We start from the raw sequence: 25,259 nt of genomic DNA, 5'->3' as shown, positions 1-25,259 counted from the left end.
ACCCCCACCCCCTGCCAAACCGTCAGCGTCTCCCCGAGCACCGCGTACCCCATGACGGCCGTCACCGCCGGGATCAGGTAGAACAAGCTCGCCACCCGGCTGGCCTCGCCGCGGCGCAGCAGCAGGAACATCACGCTGACGGCGCCGATCGAGTTCACCAGGCTGAGCCACAGCGACGCACCGACCAGCGCTGGCGTCCACTGCACCGCCAGCCCTTCGTGCCATGCGCCCAGCACGCCCACCACCAGCGTCGACGCACCGAGCTGGATGGCGCCGCCGCTGCGCAGGTCCATGCCGGCGCAGAACTTCTTCTGGTACAGCGTGCCGGCGGTGATGCCCAGCAGCGCCAGGCCCACGGCCAGATGGCCGGCCACGCCGCCGCCACCGCCGCCCAGCTTGTGCGCGACGACCAGCGCCACGCCGGCCAGCCCCTGCGTCAGCCCGACGACCTGCCGCAGGCCGACGCGTTCGCCGAGGAAGACGACGGCGCCGAGCGCGGTGCAGACCGGCATCAGCCCGACGATCACCGCCGACACCCCGGCCGACACGCCCAGCGCCAGCCCGGCGTACAGGCCGGAGAACTGCAGCGCCTGGATCAGCAGGCCGACGACGACGACGTGTTGCCACTCCCGCGCCGTGCGCGGCCAGGGCGCCCGCGTCGCCAGCGCCACGGCCAGCAGCACGGCGGCGGCGACGCCGAAACGCAGGAACAGCAGCGTGAACGGGCCGGCATAGGGCAGGCCCAGCTTGCCGGCCACGTAGCCCGTGCTCCACATCAGGATGAAGACCGCCGGCCATAACAGCGGCGTCGGGGCGGTGGCGGCGGCCACCGGAGCGGTGGTGGTGTTCATGGCGGCTCCTTCGCAGGGGAGAGACGCCGCCATTGTTGAAACGCCACCAATCCGGCGGAAGCGGTTTAATCGGCAAAGCATCGTTGACCAGGAGACAACGTGACCGCCTCGCACCAGGCCAAGCTGATGATCACCTTCGCCCACATCGCGGCGCAGGGCAGCATCTCCGGCGCCGCGGCGCAGCTGCGGCTGGACAAGGGGGCGGTCAGCCGCCAGCTGCGCGCGCTGGAGGAGTTGCTGGACACGCGGCTGATGCACCGCAGCACCCGGCGCCTGGTGCTCACCGAAGCCGGCGCGCAGGTCTACGAACGCGCGCAGCGGGTGCTGCAGGAGCTGGAACAGACCCAGGCCGACGCGCTGTCGCTGCGCAGCCAGCCGCGCGGCGTGCTGACGGTCAGTGCGTCGGTGGCCTTCGGCAAGCGGCATGTCGTGCCGCTGCTGCCAGCCTTTCTGCAGCAGTGCCCCGAGGTGGAACTGCAGCTCTGCCTGCTCGACCGCCACGTCGACCCGGTGGAAGAGGGTGTCGATGTGCTGCTGCGGCTGTGCGACACACCGCCCGACCCCCTGGTGGCGCAGCGCCTGTGCACCATCGACTACGCCGTCGTCGCCAGTCCCGGGCTGGCGGAAGGCCGACGTGTCGCCACGCCGGCCGATCTGCGCGCCCGGCCCTGCCTGTTCTACGGCTTCAAGAGCCGCAGCGCGGTGTGGCGCTTCACGCAAGGCGCGGCGACGCAGGAGGTGCCGGTCGCCACACGCGTTTCCGTCAACAGCAGCGAGGCGGTTCGTGACCTGGCCGTGCAGGGCCTGGGCTTCGCGCTGCTGCCGCGTTTCGCCGTCGAAGACGATCTGACAGCGGGCCGCCTGATCCACGTGCTCGGCGACCACCAGGCCCACGGCAACCTGGGCAGCAGCCTGTACGCGCTGCATCTGCCCGGCGCGCACAAGTCGCCCAAGGTCCGCAGCTTCGTCGACTTCGTGCGCGAGCGCTGGTCCGGCGACACGCCGGACTGGCGCACCGCAGCCGACTGACGGCGAACACCGGGCCCTGCCGAGCGCCCCGCCCCCCACCCGCCGGCTGCGACTTTTCGGCGGCGAGCAGCGCAGGGTTCGCGGTCGGCGCGCTTTAGCGCGCTTCGTGATCTGACTCGCGGCCGACTGTTTGAGCGGAGCTCACGCAGTGAGCGCAGCGAGTTGGGCCGCGCGACCGCGAAACCGAGCAGCGCAGCGGAGTCGGCCCGCAGGGCCGACCGCCGAAGCCGGAGCTGCCGGTGGGTGGGGGGCGGGGCGCTACGCGCCGATGCCAGCGCAGCACCGACCCATCACCACCAAGCTATCAATCAGGGCTTCGGAGCCAGCCCCATCCCGCTGATGAGCGAACAGCACGCGCGCCGCGACGATGTCGTCCAGCCTGTAGTGCTGGCTCACCATCGTCCCCAGGCCCAGCCGGCCGCCGCGGCACGGCGGTCCTGATCGTGTGGCCGCCCAGCCCGGCGGTAATGGCCGCCATCAGGACAAGCCCCGAAGTCCTTGACGCTGCAACGCATGTGCAACACGCTGATTGCATGAAGAGCGCCATCCTTCCCCAGGTGCACGTGGAGCCCCAGCTGCGCGCGGATCTCGAATCGGTGCTTCGCGAAGGCGAGACCTTGTCCGGGTTCGTCGAGGCCACGGTGCGCAGCGCGGTGCAGCACCGCCTCGCCCAGAACGAGTTTCTGGCCCGCGCGGACGCTGCATGGGCCCAGTACCGAAGCACCGGCGTCAGCTACTCGGTCGATGAGGTCCACGCCGAGCTTCAGGCCAAGCTGGAGGCCCGGCGTGCGCAGTTGCGAGGCAAGCACCGCCCCGCGTCGACGTGAGCTTTCGGGTCGTAGACCGCCTAGGACGAGCTCGGGCGTCTCTACGACCACCTGCTCGAGCGCGCGAAGTACCCGACTCGCACCAGCCTTCGTCGTCCCTGAGCGCTGCTACTGGCCCAGCCGCCCGTCGCCGCCGGCCGCACCGCCCCCGGAAGCCAGCGCCACCGCCGCGCCGCCATCGAGCGCCCTGCCTCGTTCGACAAGCCGCTCATACGCCGCCGTACCCAAGGCCTCACCAGCCCGCTCCCGTATCTGCGCCAGCAGCTCGCGGTCATGCACGTCCATGCCCATCTCCTGCGCCTCGAAAGCCGCCAACGCATGGCCGATGAGCAGGGCGCCCGCCTCGAAGCGCCCGCGCAGCACGGCCAGCCAGGCGACGGTCGGCGCGACGACGGGTGCGCCGAACTGTTCGCAGGCTGCCCAGGCGCGTGGCACCAGCGCCTGCGCTTCGTCCAGGCTTTCCAGTCGCACCAGCGCCGTCAGCAGGCCTTGCAGCACCCAGGGCAGGTTGCCCTTGGCGCTGCCGGAGCTGGCGTCTATGCGCCGCACCAGCGCGCGGCCACGCTCGGCCGCCTCGTCGTTGCGGCCCATGGCAATGAGCACGAAGACGACGTTCGATTCGGCGCCGTCGACCACGGCCTCCAGGCCCAGCTGTCGCGCCAGCTCGATCTCGTTCAGGCGCCGCTCGAGGATCGCCTCCAGGTCTTCTCGCTCGGTTGCGGCCACCGCCAGCGCACCGTTGACCTGCAGGCGCTCGCGCAGCGTCAGCTCGGGCGTGGCGTCCACGCGCGCCTGCAGCTCGTCGCAGGCACGGTCGAGGTCCGGGCCCGGTTTGCAGACCGAACGCACCCAGACGCAGGCCGCATGCAGCGCCCGCCGCGGGTCGCCGGCGGCATCCCAGAGTGCCAGCCCGCGCCGCGCCGCCAGCGCCGACCGCGGGTCGCGGCGGATGGACCCGATGCGTGCAAACTCGGTCCACCAGGCGGCCTGCACCGCCGCGGGCAGCGCCTCGCCCGCCGGGCCGTCCATGCGCGCTTCGAGCGCACGCAGCCAGTGCGCGCTCTCCTGCCGCCAGGCCGTGAAGTTGCCCACCGGCGCGGCCATTGCCGCCAGCTCCGCGGCCAGGCCCAGGTCCTGCGCCTGCGCCCACAGGATGGCGGCGCGCACGTTCTCCATCTCGGCCTCGCACAGCGCCTTGGCCACCGCATCGTCGAGCTGGTAGCGCGAGAACAGCGCCTGCATCACGCCGGCGTGGCGCCGCCGCGTCGTGGCCTCCTCGTCGGGCCGCGCGGGCGCCTGGCACAGCTGCTCCAGCGCAAAAGCCCGCATCGTCTCCAGCAGCCGGTAGCGCGGCGGGTCCTGCGTGCCGGCGACGACGAGCGAGCGGTCGACCAGCACGCCGAGCTGGTCGATGAGGTCCCAGCGCTGCTGCGTGTCGTCGGTCATCAGCCCCACCGCCAGCTCGAGCGTGAAGCCGCCGGCGAACACGCCGAGCGCGCGGAACAGGCGCTGTTCGTCGGCGCCGAGCAGGCGGTAGCTCCAGTCCAGCGCGCAGTGCAGCGTGCGATGGCGCTGCGCCGCGTCGCGGCGCCCACGCGTGAGCAGGGCAAAACGCTGCGCCAGCGCGTCGTGCACCCCTTGCAGCCCGAGCAGCGGCACGCGCGCGGCCGCCATCTCCAGCGCCAGCGGCAGGCCGTCGAGCTGGGAACAGATCGAGCGCAGCAGCGGCATCGCGGCCGCCGTCGCGCTGAAACGCTGGTCGGCCGCGACGATGCGTTCGACCAGCAGCGCCATCGCGCCATCGGCGAGCTCGTGTTCGCCCGGTGCGCCGGACAGAGCCAGCGGCTCCAGGCGCTGCACACGCTCGCCCGCGACTGCCAGCGGCAGCTGGCTCGTGACCAGCAGGCGCACGGTGGCAGGGGGCCGCAGCCAGGCGGCCAGTTCGGCGCAGGTCTCGACCAGGTGCTCGGCGTTGTCCAGGACCAGCAGCAGCTCCTGCCCCTGCAAGGCCCGCGGCAGCTGTTCGGCGACGGCGCCGTCGTCCAGCGGTGTGCCGAGCGCACGCGCCAGCGCCGCCGTCACCTGCCCGCCCTGCGTCAGGCCCGCCAGGTCGACCCACACCGTGCGCCCGGGCCAGCCGGCGGCCACCGCCCGGGCCAGCGTCGTCTTGCCGACACCCGACGTGCCGACCAGCGTGACGCAGCCCGCTCCGGCGCGCAGCATCGCCTCCAGATGCTCGCGGTCGGCCTCGCGGCCGAACAGCCGCGGCGCCGGTGGCGCGGGCGTCTCGGCCGGGGTGTCCGACGAGCGCACGCTCGCCACGAAACGATAGCCGCGGCCGGGCACCGTCGCGATGACATCGCCACCGATCAGCTTGCGCAGGTTGCTGACCTGCACCTGCAGGTTGGCTTCTTCGACCACCAGGCCGGGCCAGACCCGGTCGAGCAGTTCGCCCTTGCTCATCAGCCGGTCGGGCTGCGCCGCCAGCACGATCAACAGATCGAGTGCCCGGGCTCCCAGCGCGGCGGGCTGGCCGTCGACGAGCAGGCGGCGTTCGGCCGGCTGCAGCTCGAAGCGGCCTTCCGGTCCGAAACGAAGCGGCGTGTCCTGGCGGGCCGCTGCCGTCGATGCGGGGCTGGGCACTGGGTTTGACCTCCGATAAGCCAGCTTAACCGCGGCAGGCGGCGCGCACGACAGGCGGCACCCGAATCGGGCGAGGTGTGGCGGGCTGTCGGCCCCGCCTCGACCGTGGGTTGCCGCAGCCCGTGACGCGCGCGCCGACCGCCCGGTTTTGGAGAAGCTTTGGGGCCGTTTAGGGACGCCACCGCAGCCCCGGGACGACAGTCGCCGCACCGACATCCCGAAGGAGACTCCGATGCTCGACGTCAACTGGACCCTGTTCGTCACGGCGTCGATCGTGCTCATCCTGGTGCCGGGGCAGGACATGATCCTCGTGATGTCGCGCTCCATCGCCCAGGGCGCCGCCGCCGGCATGGCCACCGCCACCGGTGTCTGCAGTGGCCTGATCGCCCACACCATCGTGGCTGCGCTCGGGCTGGGTGCCCTGATCCGGGCCTCGGAGTGGCTCTACCTCGGGCTCCAGCTGGCCGGCGCCGCGTATCTGGCCTGCCTGGGTGTGCAGCTGCTGCGCGCGCCGCAAGGGCCGCTCGAGATCGCCGGAGCCGCGCGCGTGCGGCCGTCGCGTTTGTTCCTCGACGGCGCCCTGTCCAACATCTGCAACCCGAAGATCGCGGTGTTCTACCTCGCGTTCCTGCCCCAGTTCGTGGCGCCCGGCGCGGCGCATGCGACGCTGTCGCTGTTCGTGCTCGGCCTGGCCTTCGCCGTGCTCGCGCTGCTGGTCAAGGCGCCGATCGGGCTGTGCGCCGCGGCGCTGTCCGGCTGGCTGCGTGCACATCCGCAGGCGCTGGTCTGGCTGTTCCGCGCCAGCGGTGTGGTGCTGCTGGGCCTGGCGCTGCAACTGGGGCTGCAGCAGCCGTTCTGATCCGGCCGCCGGCCCGCGCGCGTACGGGCTCTCGCCGCGTGCGCACCGCTTCCCAGGCCGCCCGCTAGGATCGTCGCGATGCCCCGGGCACCCCGCCTGTGCCGCCACCCCTCGAACGATGCGCCGTTCCGCTGGTTTCGTCTGGTTCGCCCTTGTCGCCGCCGTCGTGCTGGCCGCCGCGTCGTGCACCGGCGCGCGCTCCGACTGGAGAAGCGCGAGCCGCGAGCCCGTCGGCCTGGCGCCGGCGCCCGCCGAGGTGAAGGACGCGATGGTCCAGGTCTACGGTGCACGCACCATCGGCGCCAAAGGCCTGTTCGGCGTGCACACCTGGGTCGCGGTGAAGCCGACCGGTGCGCCGCAGTGGACGGTGTACGAGGTGCTGGGCTGGCGGCTGCGCTGGGCGCCCAGCGTCGTCGTCGTGCACGAGCGTGCGCCCGACGGGCGCTGGTTCGGCGCGGAGCCCGAGCTGTATGCGCAGCGCCGCGGGCCGGGCGTGGACGCACTGATCGCGCGCATCGACCAGGCGGCGCGCCGCTATCCCTACGGCGCCGAGTACCGCGCCTGGCCCGGGCCCAACTCCAACACCTTCACCGCCTGGATCGCGCGCGCCGTGCCCGAGCTGGAGCTGGACCTGCCCGCCACCGCGATCGGCAAGGACTACCTGGGCTCGTCCATCCTCGGCGCCGCGCCCAGCGGCAGCGGTTATCAGCTGTCGCTGATCGGTCTGCTCGGTGTGGCGGTCAGCGACGTCGACGGGCTGGAGCTGAACCTGCTCGGCCTGAACTTCGGCGTCAGCCGCAACGGCCTGAAGCTGCCGATGCTCGGCCGGGTGGGACGCGGCTGGTTGCTGCCGGCCGAAGCAGCGACACGCTAGGCGCATCGGTACGCCGTTCGCCTCGGGCGCGGCCCTTGCAGCCGCACCCGAGGCTCCACGCTCAGTAGCTGAAGTTCAGCTTCACCCAGACGTTGCGCCCGGTCTCGTGGATGCGCACCGGGTCGGCGGGGTAGCCGAAGTCGGCGCTGCCGGCCAGGTTCAAGTGCTCGCTGTAGGTGCGGTCGAAGAGGTTGTCGACGCCGGCGGTGAGCTGGGTGCGCTCGTCGAAGCGGTAGCCGCCGTTCAGCGCCAGCGTCACGAAGCCGGCGCTGGAGCCCAGGTCGCGGCCGACGACGTTGCCCTGGTTCGCGGCCACGCGCTGCTGCGCGGCCACCGCGCGCACCAGGCCGCCGAAGCTCCAGCGGCCGTCGTCGTAACGTGCCGTCAGGCGCGCTTCCAGCGGCGGCATCTGCGGCAGCGCCTCGCCGCTGCTGGCGTTCTCGCCCCAGGCGTAGGCCAGCGTGCTGCCCAGCTTCCAGCGTGCGTTCGGCCGCAGCTCGACGCCGGCCTCGGCACCGCGGATGTTGGCGTCGACGTTGGTCGCGGTCGAGCTCATGCCCATCATGCCGCCGTCGGCGTAGCTGAAGAGGATGTAGTCGGCTATGCGGCCGACGTAGGCCGAGACCCAGGCGCCCCAGTCGCCCCCGCGGTACTGCGCGCCGACGTCGAGCTGGGTGGTCTTCTCGGGCCGGATGCCGGCGAAGGCGTTGGCCGCGCCGGCCGGGCCGGCGTCGGCCGAGAACAGCTCCCAGTAGTCGGGCATGCGCTCGGTGCGGCCCAGGCCGGCGTACCAGCCGAGCGGCGCGCTCGCCAGCTCGCGCTCGTAGCGCACGAAGCCGGCCTGCAGGTTCTCCTTGCGCGTCTGCCCGGCGGTCGGGTTGGGCATGGCCATCATGCCGGTGGTCTCGCGTTTGTCGGTGGCTTCGGCGCGGTCCAGGCGCAGGCCGGCGATGACACGCTGCTTCGCATCCAGCGGCCAGCTGCCTTCGGTGAACACGCCCAGGTTGCGCAGTTCGGCGTCGGTGGCCCAGGGCTGGTCGCGGTAGGTGCCGCGGCCCGTCGCGCTGCGGTCGCGGTGCCGGCTGTTCATCGCGTCCAGGCCGCTCGTCAGCTGCAGGCCTGCCAGCTCCCAGGCGACGGCCAGCCGGCCGCCCTGGGTGCGGCGCTCGACGTCGGCCGCCACCGGCATCGGCATCGAGCTCATCGGGTTCGGGTCGCGCAGCGTGTAGTTGTCCATCACGTGGTCGGCCAGGTTGTAGTAGGCGCTCGCCTGCACCGACTTCAGCACCGGGCCGAGGTTCTTGCGCTCGACGCGCAGGCCGTAGCTGTGGCGCCGGAACTGCGAGCCGTCCATGCTGCGGCCGGCGTAACGCGCTTCGCCGTCGCCGCCGCCGGCGCTGGCCTCGACCACGGTGTCGGCGTCGGGTGTCCAGCCGAGCGAGAGGTCGGTGTTCCACTTCTTCCACGACGAGGGCACGGTGTCGCCGTTGCCGTCCTCGTAGTCGTCGGACTGGGCGTGGTTGGCCGACAGGCGCGCGTAACCCTGGGCGAAGCCGGCGGTGGCGTCGAACACCGCGTCGGCGCGGCCGAAGGCGCCGGCCAGCAGGCTGCCGTTGGCGCGCACGCCGGGCGCGTCGAAATGCGGCGTCTCGCGCTCGAAACGTACCGTGCCGGCCGACGCACCCGGGCCCCAGAGCACGGTCTGCGGGCCCTTGATCACGACCAGCTTGTCGTAGGTCTCGGGCGCGACGTAGGACAGCGGGTTGTCCATGCGCGCCGGGCAGGCGCCGGGCATCGCGCCGTCGTTGCTCAGCACGTTCAGGCGCGAGCCGAACATGCCGCGCAGCACCGGGTCGCCGTTGGTGCCGCCGTTGCGCACGGCGCTGAAGCCCGGCACGGTCTTCAGGTAGTCGGCGCCGTCGCTGGCCGGCACCGGCTGGCGCGGCAGCCGCGGGTCGGTCTCCCAGGTCAGCGCCGAGATCGGCGAGGCGGTGATGACGATGACCTCGGCCCCCACGGCGTGCGGCGGGTCGGCAGGCGCAGCGGCTTCGTCGGCTGCGAGCAGGGAGGTGGGCGAAACGCAGGCGGCGAGCGCGGCCAGCGTCAGGGCAGACGCACGCGGCGCCTTCCGGTTGAACGTAGACATGGAACTCCAAAACACAAGGAGCGCGGCAGCGGCCGCGCGGCAAACGGGGGCTTGTGGTTCAGAGCAGCGCGGGCGGGCCTTGTGCACCCAGGCCGCACAGGCGCACCGGCAGGGCGCGCGGCGGCAGGTCGACGAGCGCGACGCGAATGGCCGGCGGCTGGTGCGGCAGCGGCGCCTGCCAGCTCGGCGTCGGCACCGGCGTGCCGAGCACGCAGTAGCCGCACTCGGCGCCCGCGTGCGCGGCGGCCGGTGCGCCCTGGCCGCCGTGTTCGCCGCCCGCCGTGCAGACCTCGGTCCAGGACGGCGGCGCCTGCGCGGCCAGCACCCGGCCGATCGACGGCATCAGCGCCATCGCCAGCGCGGCCAGCAAGGCCAGCCGGGCCATGGGGCGCAGGAATGCCGGACAGCGGAGCATGGGCCGGATTATCGAGTGCGCTGCGGACTGCGCCACACTCCGCCCTTGACCGCCTCCACACCACCGCCCGCCGACACGCCTGCCGCGCCCCCGGGCGAGACGCTCTGCCGCAACTGCCTGCTGCGCCGGCTCAAGCTGTTCCACGAACCCACCGGCGACGAGCTGGACCTGGTGCAGTCGCTCAAGCGCCGCGAGCGCAGCCTCGACGCCGGCGGGGCGCTGATCCACGAAGGCCAGACCGATGCGCCGCTGTACACGCTGCAGCAGGGCTGGGCCTTCCGCTACAAGACGCTGAGCGACGGCCGCCGGCAGATCCTCAACTTCCTGCTGCCCGGCGACTTCATCGGCGTGCAGCAGAAGATGGGCGACGCCGCCGCCCACGGCGTCGAGACGCTCACCGCCGCGCGTTTCTGCGTCTTCCAGCGCGACGCGCTCTGGGAACTGCACCGCCGCAGCCCGCTGATGGGCTTCAACGTCACCTGGCTCACCGCGCACGAGGAGTCGATGGTCGACGACACGCTGCTGTCGGTGGGCCGCCGCAGCGCCGAGGAGCGCATCGCCTCGATGCTGATCCTGCTGTTCAAGCGCGCCGCCGCGCTGCAGGCCGACGCCGGCGCCGGCGGTGTCGCCTTCCCGCTGACGCAGCAGCACATCGCCGACGGCCTGGGGCTGTCGCTGGTGCACACCAACAAGACCTTGCGCAAGCTCGAACGCCGCGGCCTGCACCACATCGCCGACGGCCGCCTGCACCTGCGCGACGTGAAGGCGCTGGCGCGCCTGGCCGACCTCTGGGGCGACGGCCGCCCGCCACAGCGTCCGCTGGTCTAGGCGTCTGGGCGGCTGCAAGCCGCCCAGACGCCTAGCCTGCGGCTGAACGTACGGCTCCCCCGAGCCCCTCCGGGAGTGGGCTCCAGCTTGTTTGACGGCTCCCTCCAGCCTCCCTCCGCGAGGGAGGCTCCAGTCAGTCTGACGAGTGCTGTACCGCGCTTCATCCGGCGCTCGTCTGCTCGCGGCTGAACTGCCGGATCCCGGGCACGTTCCTGATCACGCCGCATCGGTCACGGCCGGGTTCTGCCGCCCGGACTCCTAGCCAACTCCCGGCGGCGGCGCTGTGTCTTTCGACGTAGTCGGGCGGGCCGTCCGGCTCTAGATTGCGTCCCCCCAGACACCGGCCGTCCCCGGACGTCCCGCCTTGAGCGCCTATCGCCTTTCGCCGCCGAACAATGAACTGCTGGCCTCGCTGCCGCCCGAGCTGGCCGCCGAGCTGCAATCCCGGCTCGAGCCCGTCGACCTGGGCGCCGGCACGGTGCTGCACGAAGCCGGCGGCGTGCTGCGCCACGTGTACTTCCCGACCACGGCGGTGGTGTCGCTGGTGTCGACGCTGCAGGACGGTGCCTGCGCCGAGGTCGCGGTGGTCGGCCGCGAAGGGTTGGCCGGCATCGGCGCCTTCATGGGCGGCGGCCAGGCGCTCAGCGACGCCGTCGTGCTGCGCCCGGGGCTGGCCTGGCGCATGCGGGCACGCGACATCGCCGAGCTGGCGCACGAGCGCCCGCCGCTGATGCGCCAGCTGCTGGGCTACACCCGCGCGCTGTTCGCCCACATGGCGCAGACCTCGGCCTGCCACTGCCACCACGGCCTGTACCCGCAGCTGTGCCGCTGGTTGCTGCAGCACCTGGACCGCCAGGCCGACGACGAACTGAAGATCACGCAGGAACGCATCGCCGGCCTGCTGGGCGTGCGTCGCGAAGGCGTCACGGCCGCCGCACTGCAGCTGCAGCGGCAGAGCCTGATCCGCTACAGCCGCGGGCGCATCCAGGTGCTCGACCGGCGCGGGCTGGAGCAGCAGTGCTGCGAGTGTTACCGCGCCATCGAGCGGGCCTACGAGCAGCTGCGCAGCGAGCTCGCGGCTCAGGCCGATGCGCCGGCTGCCCGCGACAGGGCGGCGCCGCGCCGCCGGGAATCGGCCGTCCCGTGTGCTGACGAGGAGGCCCGATGACCGGCCGGGCGGGGGTGTTGCAGGCGAGTCCGCCGCAGTGGTGTCTGTGCGTCATCGAACGGACGGCCGATGCTGATGAAGCGCAGGCTGATCAGCGTCAATGCCGTCGCATTGATGTGGCGGCTCCGGGGACCCTCCGGGCCGCCGCTGGCAGCCCGCGTCCCAGGGCCCCCCATGTCGACCGCCGCCTCGCCACTCCCGTTCTTACCGGCTCCCGCGGCCGGGCGGTGGTCATGACCTCGGCTGAACAGCAGGTCGTCGTGGAGCGCGCGGCGGCAACGGCCGAGACGGCCGGCACCGCCGCGCTGCGCAGCTCCGAGATGCGCTATCGGCGCCTGTTCGAGGCTGCCCAGGACGGCATCCTGCTGCTCAACGCCGAGTCCGGGCGCATCGAGGATGCCAATCCGTATCTGACGACGATGCTGGGCTACACGCAGGAGCAACTGCTCGGCAAGCAGCTGTGGGAGATCGGCGCCTTCGTCGACATAGCCGAGAACGCCGACATGTTCGAGCGCCTGCAGCACGAAGGTTATGTGCGCTACGACGACCTGCCGCTGAAGACGCGCGACGGGCAGCTGATCAGCGTCGAGTTCATCAGCAATGCCTACGACTGCGCCGGCGTGCGCGTCATCCAGTGCAACATCCGCAACATCACCGAGCAGCGCCGTGCCGAGGAGCAGGTGCGCAAGCTGTCGCTGGTCGTCGAGCAGAGCCCGGTGTCCATCGTCATCAGCAACCTCGCCGGCGAGATCGAGTACGTCAATGCGGCGCTGCTGCGCAACGGCGGCTACAGCCCGCAAGACCTGATCGGCCACGACGTGGCGATGCTGCTGTCCGGGTCCATGAGCGCGCAGACACGCTCCCAGGTCGGCGCCACGCTCGAGCAGGGGCTGAGCTGGCGCGGCGAGTTCCTCGGCCGGCGCAAGGACGGCAGCGAGTTCACCGAGTCGGCCATCGTCGCGCCGATCCGGCGCCCCGATGGCAGCACCAGCCACCATGTGACGATCACCGAGGACATCACCGAGCGCAAGCGCGACGCGCTGGAGCTAGACGCCCACCGCCACGCGCTGGAGTCCCTGGTCCAGGCACGGACCGAGGAACTGTCCGTCGCCCGGCGTGCCGCCGACGCCGCCAACGTCGCCAAAAGCGCCTTCCTCGCGAACATGTCGCACGAGATCCGCACGCCGCTGGGCGCGATCACCGGCCTGGCCTATCTGATCCGGCGCAGCCAGGTGACGCCTCAACAGTCGGACTGGCTGGGCAAGCTGGAAGTGGCCGGTGCGCACCTGCTGGAGCTGATCAACGCGGTGCTCGACCTGTCGAAGATCGAGGCCGGCAAGCTGACGCTGGAGTCGGCGCCGATCAACGTCGGCAGCATCGCGGCGCGTGTCGTTTCGATCCTGTCGGAACGGGCGCTGAGCAAGCACCTGAGCCTGGTGGTCGAGCGGCATCCGCTGCCGCAGGGGCTGATGGGCGATCCTTCCCGTCTGCAGCAGGCGCTGCTGAACTACGCCGACAACGCCCTCAAGTTCACGGACGCGGGCACCGTCACGCTGCGCACGCTCTGCGTCGACGAGACGGCGGGCTCGGCCCTGATCCGCTTCGAGGTCCAGGACACCGGTGCCGGCATCGAGGCGCAGCAACTGGAGAAGCTGTTCATGCCGTTCGAGCAGGCCGACAACTCGAGCACGCGGCAATACGGCGGCACCGGGCTGGGCCTGGCGATCGTGAGGCAGTTCGCGCGCCTGATGGGCGGCGAAGCCGGGGCGCAGAGCGAGCCCGGCGTCGGCAGCACCTTCTGGTTCACCGCGCGGCTGTGCAAGACGGACCGTCCGCATGCCGCCCGTGCGCCCGCGCCCGGCTCCGCCGAGGCCACGCTGCTGCGCCAACACTCGCATGCCCGCGTGCTGCTGGTCGACGACGAGCCCGTGAACCGCGAGGTCGCGCTGGCCATGTTGCAGATCGTGTTCGACACGGTGGCCGTGGCCGAGGACGGAAATCAGGCCGTCGAGATGGCCCAGGCCCAAGCCTATGACCTGATCCTGATGGACATGCAGATGCCCGGCCTCGGCGGCCTGGAGGCGACGCGCCGCATCCGCCAACTGCCGGCCCACGCGGACACGGTCATCGTGGCGCTGACGGCCAATGCCTTCGCCGAGGAAAGGGTCGCCTGTTTCGAGGCCGGCATGGACGAGTTCCTGGCCAAGCCGGTCAGGGCCGAGGACTTGTTCGAGACCGTGCTCGCAGGGCTGTCGCGCCACCGGCGGCTGCGCTCGCGGGCGCTGCCGGCAGGCGAGGGCAGCGCGGGCACCTGACGCACCGCGCCCTTGCTGGCGGCACCGGCTCAGGGCTTCAGCGCCACCTTCAGCACGCCGCTGCGGCGGGGCGTGGTCTCAGGCGCGCAGCCCGGCCGCGATCGGGCGCCGGAAGGCCAGCGCCGCCGGCAGCACCGCGATCAGCAGCCCGGCCACGATGAGACCGGCGACGAGCTGCAGCTCGGCCGCACCCAGCGTCGCCGGCAGCGCAAAACCGGCGCGCCCGGCCAGCCAGGCCGACAGCAGCACCGAGCCGCCGTAACCCAGCGCCGCGCCCAGCAGCGCGCCGGCCAGGATCAGCACCGCGACCTCGGTCCAGACCACCGCGAACACGTAGCCGCGGCCGGCGCCGATGGCACGCAGCAGCGCGAACTGGCGCCGGCGCGCGAGGAAACCCACCAGCAGCACCACCAGCACCGCGGCCACGACCAGCACCTGCGTCGCCAGCGCCAGCAGCGCCATCAGGTCGCGCACGTTGCCCAGCAGCACGTAAAGCTCGTTGAGCACCTCGGCCGGGAACAGCGCCGTGCTCTGCGGCGTGCGGAACTGGCCGCGCAGCGTGTAGGCGGCGGCCACGCTCGCCGGCTTGAGCGCCAGCGCCGGCACGCCGGGCACACGCCCGGGCGCCCAGGGCGGGCCGACGTGCGTGTCGCCGTCGGCGTGGCCACTGGCCAGGCCGTGCAGCGCCCAGACGTCTTCCACCGGCACCAGGATCGCCCGGTCCCAGGCGTTGTGGCGCGGCGGCAGGCGGCCGACGACGGTGTAGGCCAGGTCCTGCGCGTGGTGCGCGTCGTGGCCGCTTTCGTGCTCGTCGTCCTCGTCGTCGTCCGACGCATGCAGCCCGTGGCTGGGCCGCAGCGTCGCGCCGAGCGGGGCTTGGACCGCGGCGCCGACGACGGCTTCGCCGCGGCCTGCGAACAGCCGGCCCTCGGCCGGCACCAGCGCGCCGCCGCGGCTGGCGAAGGCGGCGATCGTGCCGACGACTGGATATCCCCGCCAGTGGTCGCCAAAGGCGATCGGCGCGGCATAGGCCACGCCCGGGGTGCTGGCGGCTTTCTCCAGCACCGCGCCGTCGAGCAGCGGCAGCGCCTGCAGCTGCAGGTAGACGGTGCTCAGCACCAGCTGCGTCGGGCTGCCGGGCGCACCGACCAGCAGGTCGAAGTCGTCGGCGGCGCGTGCGCTGCCCTGGCGCAGCGCGCGTTCCTGCGAGATCACCGCGACGCCGACGGCCACCGCCAGCGCCACCAGCAGCACGGTGACGGCGGCCAGCAGCCGGTTGCGGCGGTAGTCGGCCAGCACCACGGGCAAGGGATTGGGCAGCGTCATCGGGTCTCGTGCAGCGCGCCGTCGCGCAGCTCCAGGCAGCGGTCCAGCCGTGCCAGCAGTTCCAGGTCGTGCGAGAAGACGAGGAGCGCGGCGCCGGTTTCGCGTGCGGCCTCGGCCAGCAGCGTGGCGACGCCGGCGCGGTGCTCCGGGTCCAGGCTAGCGGTGGGCTCGTCGGCCAGCAGCGCCGCCGGGCGCTGCAGCAGCGCGCGTGCGATCGCGACGCGCTGGCGCTCGCCGCGCGACAGCAGCGCGACCTCGCGCCGGGGCGCGGCGATGCCGACCCGCTGCAGCAGCGCCGCGGCACGTTCGCGCTCGTCGGCGCTCGGCCGCCAGCGGCCGAAATACGCCGGCAGCAGCACGTTGCCGAGTGCGTCCAGGCCGTCGACGAGGTGGAAGTCCTGGAACACCAGGCCGACGGCGTGGCGCCGCCAGCGGTCGCGGGCCCCTTCGGCGAGCGCGGCGATGTCGCAGCCGTCCCACTCGATGCGGCCGCTGCGCGGCGCCTCGATGCCGGCCAGGCAGTTGAACAGCGTCGTCTTGCCGGCGCCCGAAGGCCCGCGTATGCCCAGGCTGGCGCCGGGTGCCAGCGCCAGCTGCTCGATCGCGAACAGGTCCGCGGTCTCGCCGCCGAAACGCATGCGCAGCTGCTCGACACGCAGCCCGGCGCTCACCGCCCGGCCTCGTGCACCTGGGCGTCGACCAGGCGCACCTGGCTGACGAAGCCGGTCGTGGGGTCGGTGCGCGAGCCGATCTCGAGCCGGCCCGAGGCTTCGACGCGGCGGTTGAAGTCGACCGGCGCCAGCGTGTCGCGCAGGTAGACGACGACGATGTCGACCGGCCACTCGGCGTCGGAGGCGCAGAAGGGGCAGACGGCCACCGGCTCGCGTGTCAGCACGAAGAAGCGGCTCTCGGGTTTCAGCGGCGGCGCCATGTAGCCGCGCATGCGCACCGGCTGGCCGCGCAAGGCCAGCGCCCGCTCGCTGTACTGGATGCCGAGCACGCCGACGCTTTTGTAGAGCGTGTCGAAACTCAGCAGCTCGTCGGCGCGCGCTGTGCGCACGAAGGGCAGCAGCGCGGCGCCGACGACAAACCGCCGGCGGGTGCCGGCGGCGGCGGACAGAGCGCGTGTCACTTCGCCGTGGCGGCGGCCCGGGCGGCCTTCACGGTCTTGGCCGGCTGCGGCCCCAGCGCCAGCGCCTCGGCGATGACGCGGAACAGCTCGGTGTTCTCCATCTGGCCGCGCACACGTTCGGAGCCCGGGCCGGTGGCCGTCAGCACCACGTCGTCGCCCGAGTGGATGCCCTGGGTCGCGGCTTCGGGGCCGGTATTGGGCAGGTTGCCGACACGCAGCACGGCGCCGGGAACGTCCTTGTACTGCTCGTTGGCGACGACGACGCCGTCCTTGCCCTTGATCGCCGGCACGTTCTCGCCGTCCAGGAAGGGGCGGAAGGTGTCGTAATGGTCGGGGTAGGCGCCGAAGACGAAGCGCAGCCGGCGCGAGACGTCGACCTTGTCCGGGTAGCCGTCGGCGTCGGGCGCGGGGTAGTTGGGGAAACCTGCGGCGGCGTAGAGGCCGACCTTGTTGCGCATCTCGCTGCCGGGCGCGTCGTCGTTGACGCTGCCGATGACGCTGACCGGGTGCGCGTGGTCGGCGGTGACGAGGATCAGCGTGTCGTTGCCGCGTGCCTTGGACCAGTCCTTGGCGGCGCGCACGGCGTCGTCGAGCATGATGGTGTCGTAGATCGCCCGCTCGGCGTCCATCGAGTGCGAGTACTTGTCGATGCGAGCGCTCTCGACCAGCAGCACGAAGCCCTTGGGGTTGCGCGACAGCACCTCGATCGCGGCGCGCATCTCCTCGACGACGTCGGGCTGGTCGGGGAACTTGGCGACGCTGCCTTTCTTCAGGAACTTCAGGTCCAGCGCGCCGTCGACGTTGCCGGTGTTGTACAGGCCCAGCAGCTTCTTCGTGCCCTTGTCGGCGGCCAGTGCCTGCATCTCGGTCTTGGTCGTCGCCAGCGGGTAGCCGGCCTGCTTGAAGGCCGCGATGTAGTCGACGTCGTCCTTGCGCTTGGAGCCGGCGGTCGACTTGGGCAGGAAGTTGGGCGAGCCGCCGCCCATCAGCACGTCGATGCCGCTGTCCAGGAACATGCGCACGATGTCGTCGTAGTCGGCGCGACGGCGCGTGTGCGCCACCATCGCCGCCGGCGTCGCGTCCTCGACCTCGGAGTTGGTGACCGCGCCCACCGCCAGGCCGCGGCGTTTGGCCAGGCTGGTGAGGGTCTCGACCGCCGGGTGCGCCAGCGAGCTGGCGGCGCGCGAGCAGTAGACGCCGAGCGCGTTGACGCAGGACTTGTGGCCGGTGGTGTAGGCCGCGGCCGAGTTCGCCGAGTCGGTGACGATGGAGTCGGTGCCCTGGGTGCTGAGCAGCGCCATCGCCGGCATGTCGTCCATCGCCAGCTTGCCGCGCAGCTTGCCGCCTTCGTCGTAGCCCTTGGACAGGATGCGGGCGGCGGTGCGGTGGGCGATGGAGAAACCGTCGCCGATGAAGAGGATGACGTTCTTCGCCGCCGGCCTGGCCGGCGTGTCGTAGACCGTCCAGACCACCGACTTCTCGTTGCGGCCGTCGCTCGCCTTCACGGTGTAGCGGCCGGCGCTGGCCAGCGAGACGCCGCGCAGCAGCAGGCTGGAGGCGTCCTTGCCGTCCTCGCGCGCGATGAACTCGGGCTGCTGGCCGAAGACCTTGGCAAAGTCCTGGCCGTTGACCGTGACCTTCAGCTGCTCGGGCGCGACGACGACGTCGAACTCGACCTTGAAGTCGAAACGGGCGCCGGCCAGGATGTCGGCGCGGTTCAGCGGGTAGATGCTCTGCGCCTGGGCGGCACAGCCGAGCAGCGCGGCGAGCGCGCCGGCGGCGAGGGTGGACAAGGGCTTGGGCATGGGGGCGAGTGGGGACTGAAACCCCGTCTTCTAGACGCCCATTGCGGCACGACGATGACGGCCGACGGGAATGCTCAGCCCGGCTGGTGCTGCGGCCCGGCGGTGGGCCGCAGTGCCGCGGCGGGCGGCGCGACGATGACGAGCTGCGCCTGCGGCAGCGCGAGCGCGGCCACCGCGGCGCTGAAGCTGCCGTGCAGCGCGTCGTCGAGGTCGCGGCGGTGCGGTGCACCGACCACCAGATGGCTGGCCTGCAGCTGCGCCACCAGCGCGGCGGTCTCGCGCGCGGCGGCGCCGGCGGCGGCGTGCAGCACGCGGGCGCTGGCGCCGACGCCGGTGGCCTGCACCCGGCGCGCGGCCTCGGCCGCGATGCGCTCGGCGCTGGCGCGGTCTTCCAGCGCCACGGCGTCGTCGCCCAGCACCTCGTCCATGCGCACGTGCAGCGCCAGCACCGGGCGGCCGCTGGCGCGCGCCAGCGCGACGGCGCGGTCCAGCACCGCGGCGTCCAGCGCCGTGCCGTCGACCGCGGCCACCACTGGCGCCGGGCCGGCGGCGGCCGTGGCGGCCGGGCGCTGCAGATGGCGGCGGCGCAGCGCGAAGACGGCGGGTGCGGCCAGCGCCGCCAGCGCGGCGACGCCGAAGGCCAGCGGCACGCCGAAACCTTCGGCGATCTTCGGGATCGCGAACGGCGCGATGACGCCGGCGAACCAGCGCAGGAAGTTGTAGCCCGCCGATGCCACCGGCCGCGGCACGTCCGACACCTCGAGCGCGAGTTCGGTGAACAGCGTGTTGCACACCCCCATCACCGCGCCTGACAGCACGATGCAGGCGGCCACCACTTCGCGCGGCGCCACGCCCATCACGGCCAGCAGCAGCGCCATCACCGCCAGGCAGACGGTGACGACCGGGATCAGCCCCCAGCGCGCCTCGGCGCGCGGCGCGACGAACACCGACGACAGCGCCAGCAGCACGCCCCAGCCGAAGAAGATCGCGCCGGTGGCCATCGGCGGCATGTCGAGCACGAAGGGCGCGAAGGCCAGCACCGTGAAGAAGGCGAAGTAATAGAAGAAGGCGCCGACGGCCACCGTCAGCAGCCCCGGGTGGCGCAGCGCGCGCAGCGGGGCCGTCAGGCTGATCTTCTGCGCCGGCCGCGGCAGCGCCGGCAGGAACAGCGCGATGGCGACGAAGCCGACGGCCATCAGCGTCGCGGTGCCGAAGAAGGGCCAGCGCCAGGAGTGTTCGCCGAGCAGCGCGCCGACGATGGGCCCGCCCGACAGGCCTATGCCCATCGCCGCTTCGTATAGCAGCACGGCGCGCGAGGTGCCGCCGCGCGCCACCGCCACCAGCACCGACAGCGCGGTGACGACGAAAAAGGCGTTGCCCAGCCCCCAGCCGCCGCGGAACAGCACGAGTTCGGTGACCGAGTCCGACAGCCCCGACAGCGCCGCGAAGCCGACGATCAGCGCCGCACCCAGCAGCAGCGTCGGCCGCGCGCCGAGACGGCTGGAGACGAAGCCGGTGACGAGCATCATCACCGAGGTGACGAAGAAGTAGCTCGTGAACAGCAGCGACACCTGCGCCGGGCTGGCGTGCAGGCCGGCGGCGATCGAGGTCAGGATGGGGTCGACCAGGCCGATCGACATGAAGCCCACCATGCAGGCGAAGGCGGTGGCCCAGACGGCTCGCGGCTGGTCGAAGAAGCCCGGGGCGGCCGGGGCAGGGTGCGACATGCGGTTCTCCTGGCCGCGACGACCGGCCAATGTGTGTATGGTACACGCAAATAGGTGCAAGATACACTTAAAGCCAGGAGGCGAACGATGACGATGACGGCGACGAGTTCACGGCGCGACGCGGTGGCCCGGCTGGAGCCCGAACTGGCTTCGCTGGTGCGGCGGCTGGAGATGACCTACCGCCGCCGCGGCTACCCGATGGAGCGTGCGCACTACCTGCTGCTCGCGCTGCTGCTGGACGGCGAGAAGAGCAGCGCCGAACTCGCCGAGGCGCTGGGCCTGGACCATTCGACCGTCGTGCGCCAGGTGGCGGCGGTGCAGGAGCGCGGCTACGCGACGCGGGTGCCGCATCCGCGCGACGGCCGCAGCATGCTGCTGCGCGCCACCCCCGAGGCCGCCGCCGCGGTGGCGGCGATGCGGCACACACGCTGCGAGCGCCTGGACCGCCTGCTCGCCGACTGGCCCGAAGCCGAACGCGAGCAGTTCGGCGCGCTGCTGGCGCGTTTCAACGCGGCGCTGGTGCGGTCGGAGCGGGAGGAGGCGGCGGCGACGGAACGTTCGCCGCGCCGCGCCGTCTAGGAGGCGCGCCGCAGCGAGTCAGCCCCCGGTGTGTTGGGCGTGCAGCGCGGCGAGCCGGGCCCTGACTTCCTCGACGCTGACGGTGCGCGAGGGGTCGGCCTGCGATGCATCGTAGGCGGCGGCCACGTTCTCGCGCAACCACTTCTCGACCGCCGAGTCGCGCGCCAGCAGCACGCGCAGGCCGTCGCGGATCACCTCGCTCTCGGTCGCGTACTGGCCCGAGGCGACCTTGGCGCGTACCGCGTCGGCCATCTCGTGCGGCAGCGTGATGCTGAACTGCTGGGTCGAGCGCATGGTGGTCTCCGGTCGGTGTAGGACTGAATCCTACGCCGGCCGACGACGCTACGCTCAGATCGACATGCGCTGCCGCACCCCGTCGGCCTGCATGTCGGCGCCGCGGCCGCGGGCGACGACTTCGCCGCGTTCCATCACCAGGTACTGGTCGGCCAGCTGCTCGGCGAAGTCGTAGTACTGCTCGACGAGCACGATGGCCATGGTCTTGCGGTCGGCCAGCATGCGGATGACGCGGCCTATGTCCTTGATGATGCTGGGCTGTATGCCTTCGGTGGGTTCGTCCAGCATCAGCAGCTTGGGGCCGGCGGCGAGTGCACGTGCGATCGCCAGCTGCTGCTGCTGCCCGCCCGACAGGTCGCCGCCGCGGCGCGCCAGCATCTGCTTCAACACCGGGAACAGCTCGAACAGCTCGGCCGGGATCGCCGTGCCGGCGGGTTGGATCGCCAGCCCCATGCGCAGGTTCTCCTCCACCGTCAGCCGGCCGAAGATTTCGCGCCCCTGCGGCACGTAGCCGACGCCGCGGCGCACCCGCTCGTAGGGTGTGGCCTGGGTGATGTCGGCACCGTCCAGCGCCACCGTGCCGGTCTTCAGCCCGATCACGCCCATCAGGCTCTTCAGCAGCGTCGTCTTGCCGACGCCGTTGCGGCCGAGCACGACGGTCACCTCGCCGACCTTCGCCTCGAACGAGACGTTGCGCAGGATGTGGCTGCCGCCGTAGTACTGGTTCAGTCCGTCGACCTTCAGCATCGCGTTAACGTCCCAAATAGACTTCGACCACTTTTTCGTTCGCCTGCACCTCGGCCAGCCGGCCTTCGGCCAGCACGCTGCCTTCGTGCAGCACGGTGACCTTCTTGCGGCCTTCGGTGAGTTGCTCGACGAACTTCATGTCGTGTTCGACGACGACCAGGCTGTGCCGGCCTTCGAGCGACAGGAAGAGCTCGGCGGTGCGTTCGGTCTCTTCGTCGGTCATGCCGGCCACCGGCTCGTCCAGCAGCAGCAGCTTGGGGTCCTGCATCAGCAGCATGCCGATCTCCAGCCACTGCTTCTGGCCGTGGCTCAGCAGCCCGGCGGTGCGGCGCAGCTCGTCCTGCAGGTGGATCAGCGCCAGCACCTCGGCGATGCGGTCGCGCTGCTCGCCGTTCAGGCGCCAGAACAGCGCGGCGCGCACGCCGCGGTCGGCCTTCAGCGCCAGCTCCAGGTTCTCGAACACCGTCAGCTCTTCGTAGACCGTGGGCTTCTGGAACTTGCGGCCGACGCCGATCTGCGAGATCTCGGGTTCGGACAGGCGCAGCAGGTCGATGTTGCTGCCGAAGGCGACGCGGCCGCTGTCGGGGCGTGTCTTGCCGGTGATGCAGTCCATCATCGTCGTCTTGCCGGCGCCGTTGGGGCCGATGATGCAGCGCAGCTCGCCGACGTCGATCGCCAGGCTGAGCGCGTTCAGCGCCTTGAAGCCGTCGAAGCTGACGGTCACGTCGTCGACGTAGAGCGCAACGCCGTGCGCGAAGTCGGGCTCGGCGCCGGCGATGCGGCCGTAGGCCGCGCTGCGCCCGCCCGAGCCGCCGCGTTCGGCCTCGCGCTGGCGCGCGCGCGCCAGGCGCTCGGCGCCGGCGGCCATCAGGTCCGGGGTCACGGGCGGGCCTCCTTCTTCTTGCGCCTGAGCAGGCCCACCAGGCCGTCGGGCAGGAACAGCGTCACCGCGATGAACAGCGCGCCCAGGAAGAACAGCCAGAACTCGGGGAAGGCGACGGTGAACCAGCTCTTGGCGCCGTTGACGAAGAAGGCGCCGACGATGGGGCCGACGAGCGTCGCGCGGCCGCCGACCGCCGTCCAGATGGCGATCTCGATCGACGCCGCCGGGCTCATCTCGCCCGGGTTGATGATGCCGACCTGCGGCACGTACAAGGCGCCGGCGACGCTGCACATCACCGCCGACAGCGTCCAGATCGACAGCTTGTAGGCCAGCGGGTTGTAGCCGGTGAACATCACCCGGGTCTCGGCGTCGCGTATCGCCTGCAGCACGCGCCCGTACTTGCTGGCGACGATGGCACGCGCGAGCACGAAGAAAGCGATCAGCACCAGGCCGCTGACGACGCACAGCGCCACGCGCATGCCGGGGGTGGCGATCGGCAGGCCGAGGATGCGCTTGAAGTCGGTGAAGCCGTTGTTGCCGCCGAAGCCGGTCTCGTTGCGGAAGAACAGCAGCATCGCGGCGAAGGTCAGCGCCTGCGTGATGATCGAGAAGTACACGCCCTTGATGCGCGAGCGGAAGGCGAAGTAGCCGAACACCAGCGCCAGCAGCCCCGGCACCAGCACCACCAGCATCATCTGGAACAGGAAGGAGTCGCTCGCCGCCCAGTGCCAGGGAAAGGTCTTCCAGTTCAGGAAGACCATGAAGTCGGGCATGTCCAGGCGGTACTGGCCGTCGCGCCCGATCTGGCGCATCAGGTACATGCCCATCGCGTAGCCGCCGAGCGCGAAGAACAGCCCGTGGCCCAGCGACAGGATGCCGGTGTAGCCCCAGATCAGGTCCATCGCCAGCGCGCAGATCGCGTAGCAGAGGATCTTGCCGAGCAGGCTGACGGCGAAGTCGCTCAGGTGCAGCGCGCTGGTCTCGGGCACGACGAGGTTCAGCAGCGGGACGACGGTGGTGATGGTGATGGTGGCGGCGAGAACACCGGCCCTCACCCCCCGCCCTCTCCCGCCAGCGGGAGAGGGAGCCACACCGGCAGCGCCGTCTTCCCCCCTCTCCCGCTTGCGGGAGAGGGCCGGGGTGAGGGCGGGTTCCTGCATCTGGGCCATCTCCTCAAGCCTCCGCACTGCGGCCCTTCAGGGCGAAGATGCCCTGCGGCCGTTTCTGGATGAACACGACGATGAACACCAGCACCATGATCTTGGCCAGCACCGCGCCCTGCCAGCCTTCGAGCAGCTTGTTCAGCACGCCCAGGCCCAGGCCGGCGTAGACGGTGCCGGCGAGCTGGCCGACGCCGCCGAGCACGACGACCATGAACGAGTCGACGATGTAGCCCTGGCCCAGGTCGGGGCCGACGTTGCCGACCTGGCTGAGCGCGCAGCCGGCGAGCCCGGCGATGCCGGCGCCGAGCGAAAACGCGTAGGTGTCGATGCGCGCGGTGTCGACGCCGACGCAGGCGGCCATGCGCCGGTTCTGGGTCACGCCGCGCACGAACAGGCCCAGCCGCGTCTTGCCGATCAGCAGCGCGACACCGGCCAGCACCAGCACCGCGAAGACGATGATCGCGATGCGGTTGTAGGGCAGCACCAGGTTGGGCAGCAGCTGCACGCCGCCCGACAGCCAGCCGGGGTTCTCGACGCCGACGTTCTGCGCGCCGAACAGCGTGCGCACCGTCTGCATCAGGATCAGGCTGATGCCCCAGGTGGCGAGCAGCGTCTCCAGCGGCCGGCCGTAGAGGAAGCGGATGACGCTGCGTTCGAGCACCGCGCCGACCAGCGCGGCGGCGGCGAAGCTCGCCGGCATCGCCGCGAGCACGTACCAGTCGAAGGCGCCCGGCAGCCAGCTGCGGAACAGGTTCTGCACCACGTAGGTGGCGTAGGCGCCGATCATGATCAGCTCGCCGTGCGCCATGTTGATCACGCCCATCAGCCCGTAGGTGATGGCCAGGCCGAGTGCGGCCAGCAGCAGGATCGAACCCAGGCTCAGGCCGGTGAAGACCACGCCCAGGCGTTCGCCCCAGGCCAGGCGGGCCTCGACCCGGTCCAGCGAGGCGATCAGCGCGCCCTTGACCCTGGCGTCGGTCTCGGCCTGCAGCCGCTCCAGCAGCAGCGACTTGGTCGCCGGCTCGGGGCTGTCGGCCAGCAGCTGCGCCGCGGCCAGGCGTTTGGCCGGGTCGGCGGCGGCCACCAGCGCCAGCGCCTTGAGCATGCCCAGCCGCGCCTTCAGCGCCGCGTCGGTCTCGGCGGCGGCGGCTTTTTCCAGCAGCGGCAGCCGGGCTTCGTCGACCTGGTCTTTCAGGCCTTCGATCGCCGCGGCGCGTTCGGCGCGATCGGGCGAAAACAGCCGCAGCCCGGCGAGAGCGGCTTCCAGTTCGCGCCGCATGCGGTTGTTGTTGACCACGTCCTCGGCGTCGTCGGGCAGTGCGACCACCTGCGCCGTGCCGGCCAGGCGGGTGTCGCTGCCGTCGAAAACGTAGGCCTTGCCGCCCGACACCTTGACGGCGTCGTCCAGCAGCGCCTGCACGAAAGGCGCGAGCGCGGCGTCGCCGGCGGCGACGGCTTCGTTCAGCGCCGCGATGCGCTCGTCGCTGTCGCCCGCGGCGATGCGCGCCGCCTGCTCGGGCGTCAGCGCCTGGGCGGCCAGCGGCGCGAGCAGCGCCAGGCAGAGAAGGAGTCGGTGGAGCATCGTCGGGGAACCCCGGTCAGGGTGCGGGGGCGGGGGCCGTGGCTCCCTCTCCCGCAAGGCGGGAGA

General features: G+C 71.9%; 22 protein-coding genes. 8 read left to right on the top strand and 14 right to left on the bottom strand.

Going from position 1 to position 25,259, the window contains the following annotated elements:
• On the bottom strand, window positions 1-851 hold an 851-nt coding region (locus CKO43_RS18900), incomplete at its 3' end, for a DMT family transporter (RefSeq protein WP_200379576.1).
• 99 nt (window positions 852-950) lie between these two features.
• Between CKO43_RS18900 and CKO43_RS18895 the strand changes: the two genes are divergently transcribed.
• Together CKO43_RS18895 and CKO43_RS18890 are read left to right on the top strand one after the other, a co-directional pair.
• Entirely contained in the window at window positions 951-1,880 is a 930-nt protein-coding gene (locus CKO43_RS18895) for a LysR family transcriptional regulator (RefSeq protein ID WP_346728302.1), read from the top strand.
• Window positions 1,881-2,413: 533 nt separating this feature from the next.
• Window positions 2,414-2,707 carry a YlcI/YnfO family protein gene (locus tag CKO43_RS18890; protein WP_200379575.1) on the top strand — a complete coding sequence of 98 codons (294 nt, stop codon included), beginning with the start codon at window positions 2,414-2,416 and terminating at the stop codon, window positions 2,705-2,707.
• A 108-nt stretch (window positions 2,708-2,815) separates the two neighbouring features.
• Here the strand turns inward: CKO43_RS18890 and CKO43_RS18885 are convergent, their stop codons facing one another.
• A complete protein-coding gene (locus CKO43_RS18885; RefSeq protein ID WP_200379574.1) occupies window positions 2,816-5,350 on the bottom strand; it encodes a winged helix-turn-helix domain-containing protein in 2,535 nt (844 codons plus the stop codon).
• 232 nt (window positions 5,351-5,582) lie between these two features.
• Here CKO43_RS18885 and CKO43_RS18880 point away from each other — a divergent pair, with 232 nt between their 5' ends.
• Entirely contained in the window at window positions 5,583-6,209 is a 627-nt protein-coding gene (locus CKO43_RS18880; RefSeq protein WP_200379573.1) for a LysE family translocator, read from the top strand.
• 118 nt (window positions 6,210-6,327) lie between these two features.
• Window positions 6,328-7,083 (top strand): DUF3750 domain-containing protein, encoded by a 756-nt coding sequence (locus CKO43_RS18875; protein ID WP_200379572.1) that lies wholly within the window; start codon window positions 6,328-6,330, stop codon window positions 7,081-7,083.
• Between the two features lie 61 nt (window positions 7,084-7,144).
• Here the strand turns inward: CKO43_RS18875 and CKO43_RS18870 are convergent, their stop codons facing one another.
• Window positions 7,145-9,229 carry a TonB-dependent copper receptor gene (locus CKO43_RS18870; RefSeq protein WP_200379571.1) on the bottom strand — a complete coding sequence of 695 codons (2,085 nt, stop codon included), beginning with the start codon at window positions 9,227-9,229 and terminating at the stop codon, window positions 7,145-7,147.
• 58 nt (window positions 9,230-9,287) lie between these two features.
• Window positions 9,288-9,644, bottom strand: coding sequence for a DUF2946 family protein (locus CKO43_RS18865; protein WP_200379570.1), 357 nt, complete (start codon window positions 9,642-9,644; stop codon window positions 9,288-9,290).
• 45 nt (window positions 9,645-9,689) lie between these two features.
• On the opposite strand from CKO43_RS18865, the gene CKO43_RS18860 reads away from it, so the two are divergent.
• The 3 genes from CKO43_RS18860 to CKO43_RS18850 all read left to right on the top strand — a co-directional run bounded on the left by CKO43_RS18860 (window position 9,690) and on the right by CKO43_RS18850 (window position 13,955).
• Window positions 9,690-10,472, top strand: a complete 783-nt coding sequence (locus tag CKO43_RS18860; protein ID WP_242481237.1) for a Crp/Fnr family transcriptional regulator — start codon at window positions 9,690-9,692, stop codon at window positions 10,470-10,472.
• Between the two features lie 364 nt (window positions 10,473-10,836).
• Window positions 10,837-11,640 (top strand): Crp/Fnr family transcriptional regulator, encoded by an 804-nt coding sequence (locus tag CKO43_RS18855; protein WP_200379569.1) that lies wholly within the window; start codon window positions 10,837-10,839, stop codon window positions 11,638-11,640.
• A 233-nt stretch (window positions 11,641-11,873) separates the two neighbouring features.
• Window positions 11,874-13,955: a PAS domain-containing hybrid sensor histidine kinase/response regulator gene (locus CKO43_RS18850; RefSeq protein WP_200379568.1), complete on the top strand. Its 2,082-nt coding sequence runs from the start codon at window positions 11,874-11,876 to the stop codon at window positions 13,953-13,955.
• A gap of 78 nt (window positions 13,956-14,033) precedes the next feature.
• On the opposite strand, the gene CKO43_RS18845 is transcribed toward CKO43_RS18850, so the two are convergent.
• The 5 genes from CKO43_RS18845 to CKO43_RS18825 all read right to left on the bottom strand — a co-directional run bounded on the left by CKO43_RS18845 (window position 14,034) and on the right by CKO43_RS18825 (window position 19,945).
• The gene (locus tag CKO43_RS18845; RefSeq protein WP_200379567.1) at window positions 14,034-15,281 is read right to left on the bottom strand and encodes an FtsX-like permease family protein; all 1,248 of its coding nucleotides are present in this window, start codon (window positions 15,279-15,281) and stop codon (window positions 14,034-14,036) included.
• Window positions 15,278-15,952 (bottom strand): ATP-binding cassette domain-containing protein, encoded by a 675-nt coding sequence (locus tag CKO43_RS18840; protein WP_200379566.1) that lies wholly within the window; start codon window positions 15,950-15,952, stop codon window positions 15,278-15,280. The genes CKO43_RS18845 and CKO43_RS18840 overlap by 4 nt, the downstream gene beginning before the upstream one ends.
• Complete coding sequence (locus CKO43_RS18835) at window positions 15,949-16,413, bottom strand: hypothetical protein (RefSeq protein ID WP_346728301.1); 465 nt, start codon at window positions 16,411-16,413, stop codon at window positions 15,949-15,951. Before CKO43_RS18835 ends, CKO43_RS18840 begins: the two co-directional genes overlap by 4 nt.
• On the bottom strand, window positions 16,410-18,218 hold the full coding sequence (locus tag CKO43_RS18830) for an alkaline phosphatase (RefSeq protein WP_200379565.1): 1,809 nt from the start codon (window positions 18,216-18,218) through the stop codon (window positions 16,410-16,412). The genes CKO43_RS18835 and CKO43_RS18830 overlap by 4 nt, the downstream gene beginning before the upstream one ends.
• A gap of 74 nt (window positions 18,219-18,292) precedes the next feature.
• Window positions 18,293-19,945 carry an MFS transporter gene (locus CKO43_RS18825; protein ID WP_200379564.1) on the bottom strand — a complete coding sequence of 551 codons (1,653 nt, stop codon included), beginning with the start codon at window positions 19,943-19,945 and terminating at the stop codon, window positions 18,293-18,295.
• An 87-nt stretch (window positions 19,946-20,032) separates the two neighbouring features.
• Between CKO43_RS18825 and CKO43_RS18820 the strand changes: the two genes are divergently transcribed.
• Window positions 20,033-20,524: a MarR family winged helix-turn-helix transcriptional regulator gene (locus CKO43_RS18820; RefSeq protein ID WP_200379563.1), complete on the top strand. Its 492-nt coding sequence runs from the start codon at window positions 20,033-20,035 to the stop codon at window positions 20,522-20,524.
• An 18-nt stretch (window positions 20,525-20,542) separates the two neighbouring features.
• Here CKO43_RS18820 and CKO43_RS18815 read toward each other — a convergent pair whose 3' ends face one another.
• The 5 genes from CKO43_RS18815 to urtB form a co-directional block, all read right to left on the bottom strand.
• Window positions 20,543-20,818 (bottom strand): ribbon-helix-helix domain-containing protein, encoded by a 276-nt coding sequence (locus tag CKO43_RS18815; RefSeq protein ID WP_200230852.1) that lies wholly within the window; start codon window positions 20,816-20,818, stop codon window positions 20,543-20,545.
• A 54-nt stretch (window positions 20,819-20,872) separates the two neighbouring features.
• Window positions 20,873-21,565, bottom strand: coding sequence for an urea ABC transporter ATP-binding subunit UrtE (urtE, locus tag CKO43_RS18810; RefSeq protein WP_200379562.1), 693 nt, complete (start codon window positions 21,563-21,565; stop codon window positions 20,873-20,875).
• A gap of 4 nt (window positions 21,566-21,569) precedes the next feature.
• Complete coding sequence (urtD, locus tag CKO43_RS18805) at window positions 21,570-22,448, bottom strand: urea ABC transporter ATP-binding protein UrtD (protein WP_200379561.1); 879 nt, start codon at window positions 22,446-22,448, stop codon at window positions 21,570-21,572.
• Window positions 22,445-23,503, bottom strand: a complete 1,059-nt coding sequence (gene urtC, locus CKO43_RS18800) for an urea ABC transporter permease subunit UrtC (RefSeq protein WP_200379560.1) — start codon at window positions 23,501-23,503, stop codon at window positions 22,445-22,447. The genes urtD and urtC overlap by 4 nt, the downstream gene beginning before the upstream one ends.
• 118 nt (window positions 23,504-23,621) lie before the next feature.
• Window positions 23,622-25,193: an urea ABC transporter permease subunit UrtB gene (gene urtB, locus CKO43_RS18795; protein ID WP_200379559.1), complete on the bottom strand. Its 1,572-nt coding sequence runs from the start codon at window positions 25,191-25,193 to the stop codon at window positions 23,622-23,624.
• Window positions 25,194-25,259: the final 66 nt, after the last annotated feature.

Origin of the sequence: Rubrivivax gelatinosus (assembly GCF_016583785.1) — a bacterium.
In the GTDB taxonomy this organism is placed as follows: domain Bacteria; phylum Pseudomonadota; class Gammaproteobacteria; order Burkholderiales; family Burkholderiaceae_C; genus Rubrivivax; species Rubrivivax gelatinosus_B.
The sequence above is the reverse complement of the archived record's forward strand: the minus strand, read 5'-3'. Positions and strand labels throughout refer to the sequence as shown.

What these genes read in the sequence shown, in the direction of transcription:
- CKO43_RS18875 (WP_200379572.1), top strand. Translation starts at nt 6,328, where the DNA reads ATGCGCCGTTCCGCTGGTTTCGTCTGGTTCGCCCTTGTCGCCGCCGTC.
- CKO43_RS18830 (WP_200379565.1), bottom strand. Translation starts at nt 18,218, where the DNA reads ATGCCCAAGCCCTTGTCCACCCTCGCCGCCGGCGCGCTCGCCGCGCTG.
- urtE (WP_200379562.1), bottom strand. Translation starts at nt 21,565, where the DNA reads ATGCTGAAGGTCGACGGACTGAACCAGTACTACGGCGGCAGCCACATC.
- CKO43_RS18815 (WP_200230852.1), bottom strand. Translation starts at nt 20,818, where the DNA reads ATGCGCTCGACCCAGCAGTTCAGCATCACGCTGCCGCACGAGATGGCC.
- CKO43_RS18845 (WP_200379567.1), bottom strand. Translation starts at nt 15,281, where the DNA reads ATGACGCTGCCCAATCCCTTGCCCGTGGTGCTGGCCGACTACCGCCGC.
- CKO43_RS18880 (WP_200379573.1), top strand. Translation starts at nt 5,583, where the DNA reads ATGCTCGACGTCAACTGGACCCTGTTCGTCACGGCGTCGATCGTGCTC.
- CKO43_RS18825 (WP_200379564.1), bottom strand. Translation starts at nt 19,945, where the DNA reads ATGTCGCACCCTGCCCCGGCCGCCCCGGGCTTCTTCGACCAGCCGCGA.
- CKO43_RS18890 (WP_200379575.1), top strand. Translation starts at nt 2,414, where the DNA reads ATGAAGAGCGCCATCCTTCCCCAGGTGCACGTGGAGCCCCAGCTGCGC.
- urtB (WP_200379559.1), bottom strand. Translation starts at nt 25,193, where the DNA reads ATGCTCCACCGACTCCTTCTCTGCCTGGCGCTGCTCGCGCCGCTGGCC.
- CKO43_RS18850 (WP_200379568.1), top strand. Translation starts at nt 11,874, where the DNA reads ATGACCTCGGCTGAACAGCAGGTCGTCGTGGAGCGCGCGGCGGCAACG.
- CKO43_RS18870 (WP_200379571.1), bottom strand. Translation starts at nt 9,229, where the DNA reads ATGTCTACGTTCAACCGGAAGGCGCCGCGTGCGTCTGCCCTGACGCTG.
- CKO43_RS18820 (WP_200379563.1), top strand. Translation starts at nt 20,033, where the DNA reads ATGACGATGACGGCGACGAGTTCACGGCGCGACGCGGTGGCCCGGCTG.
- CKO43_RS18865 (WP_200379570.1), bottom strand. Translation starts at nt 9,644, where the DNA reads ATGCTCCGCTGTCCGGCATTCCTGCGCCCCATGGCCCGGCTGGCCTTG.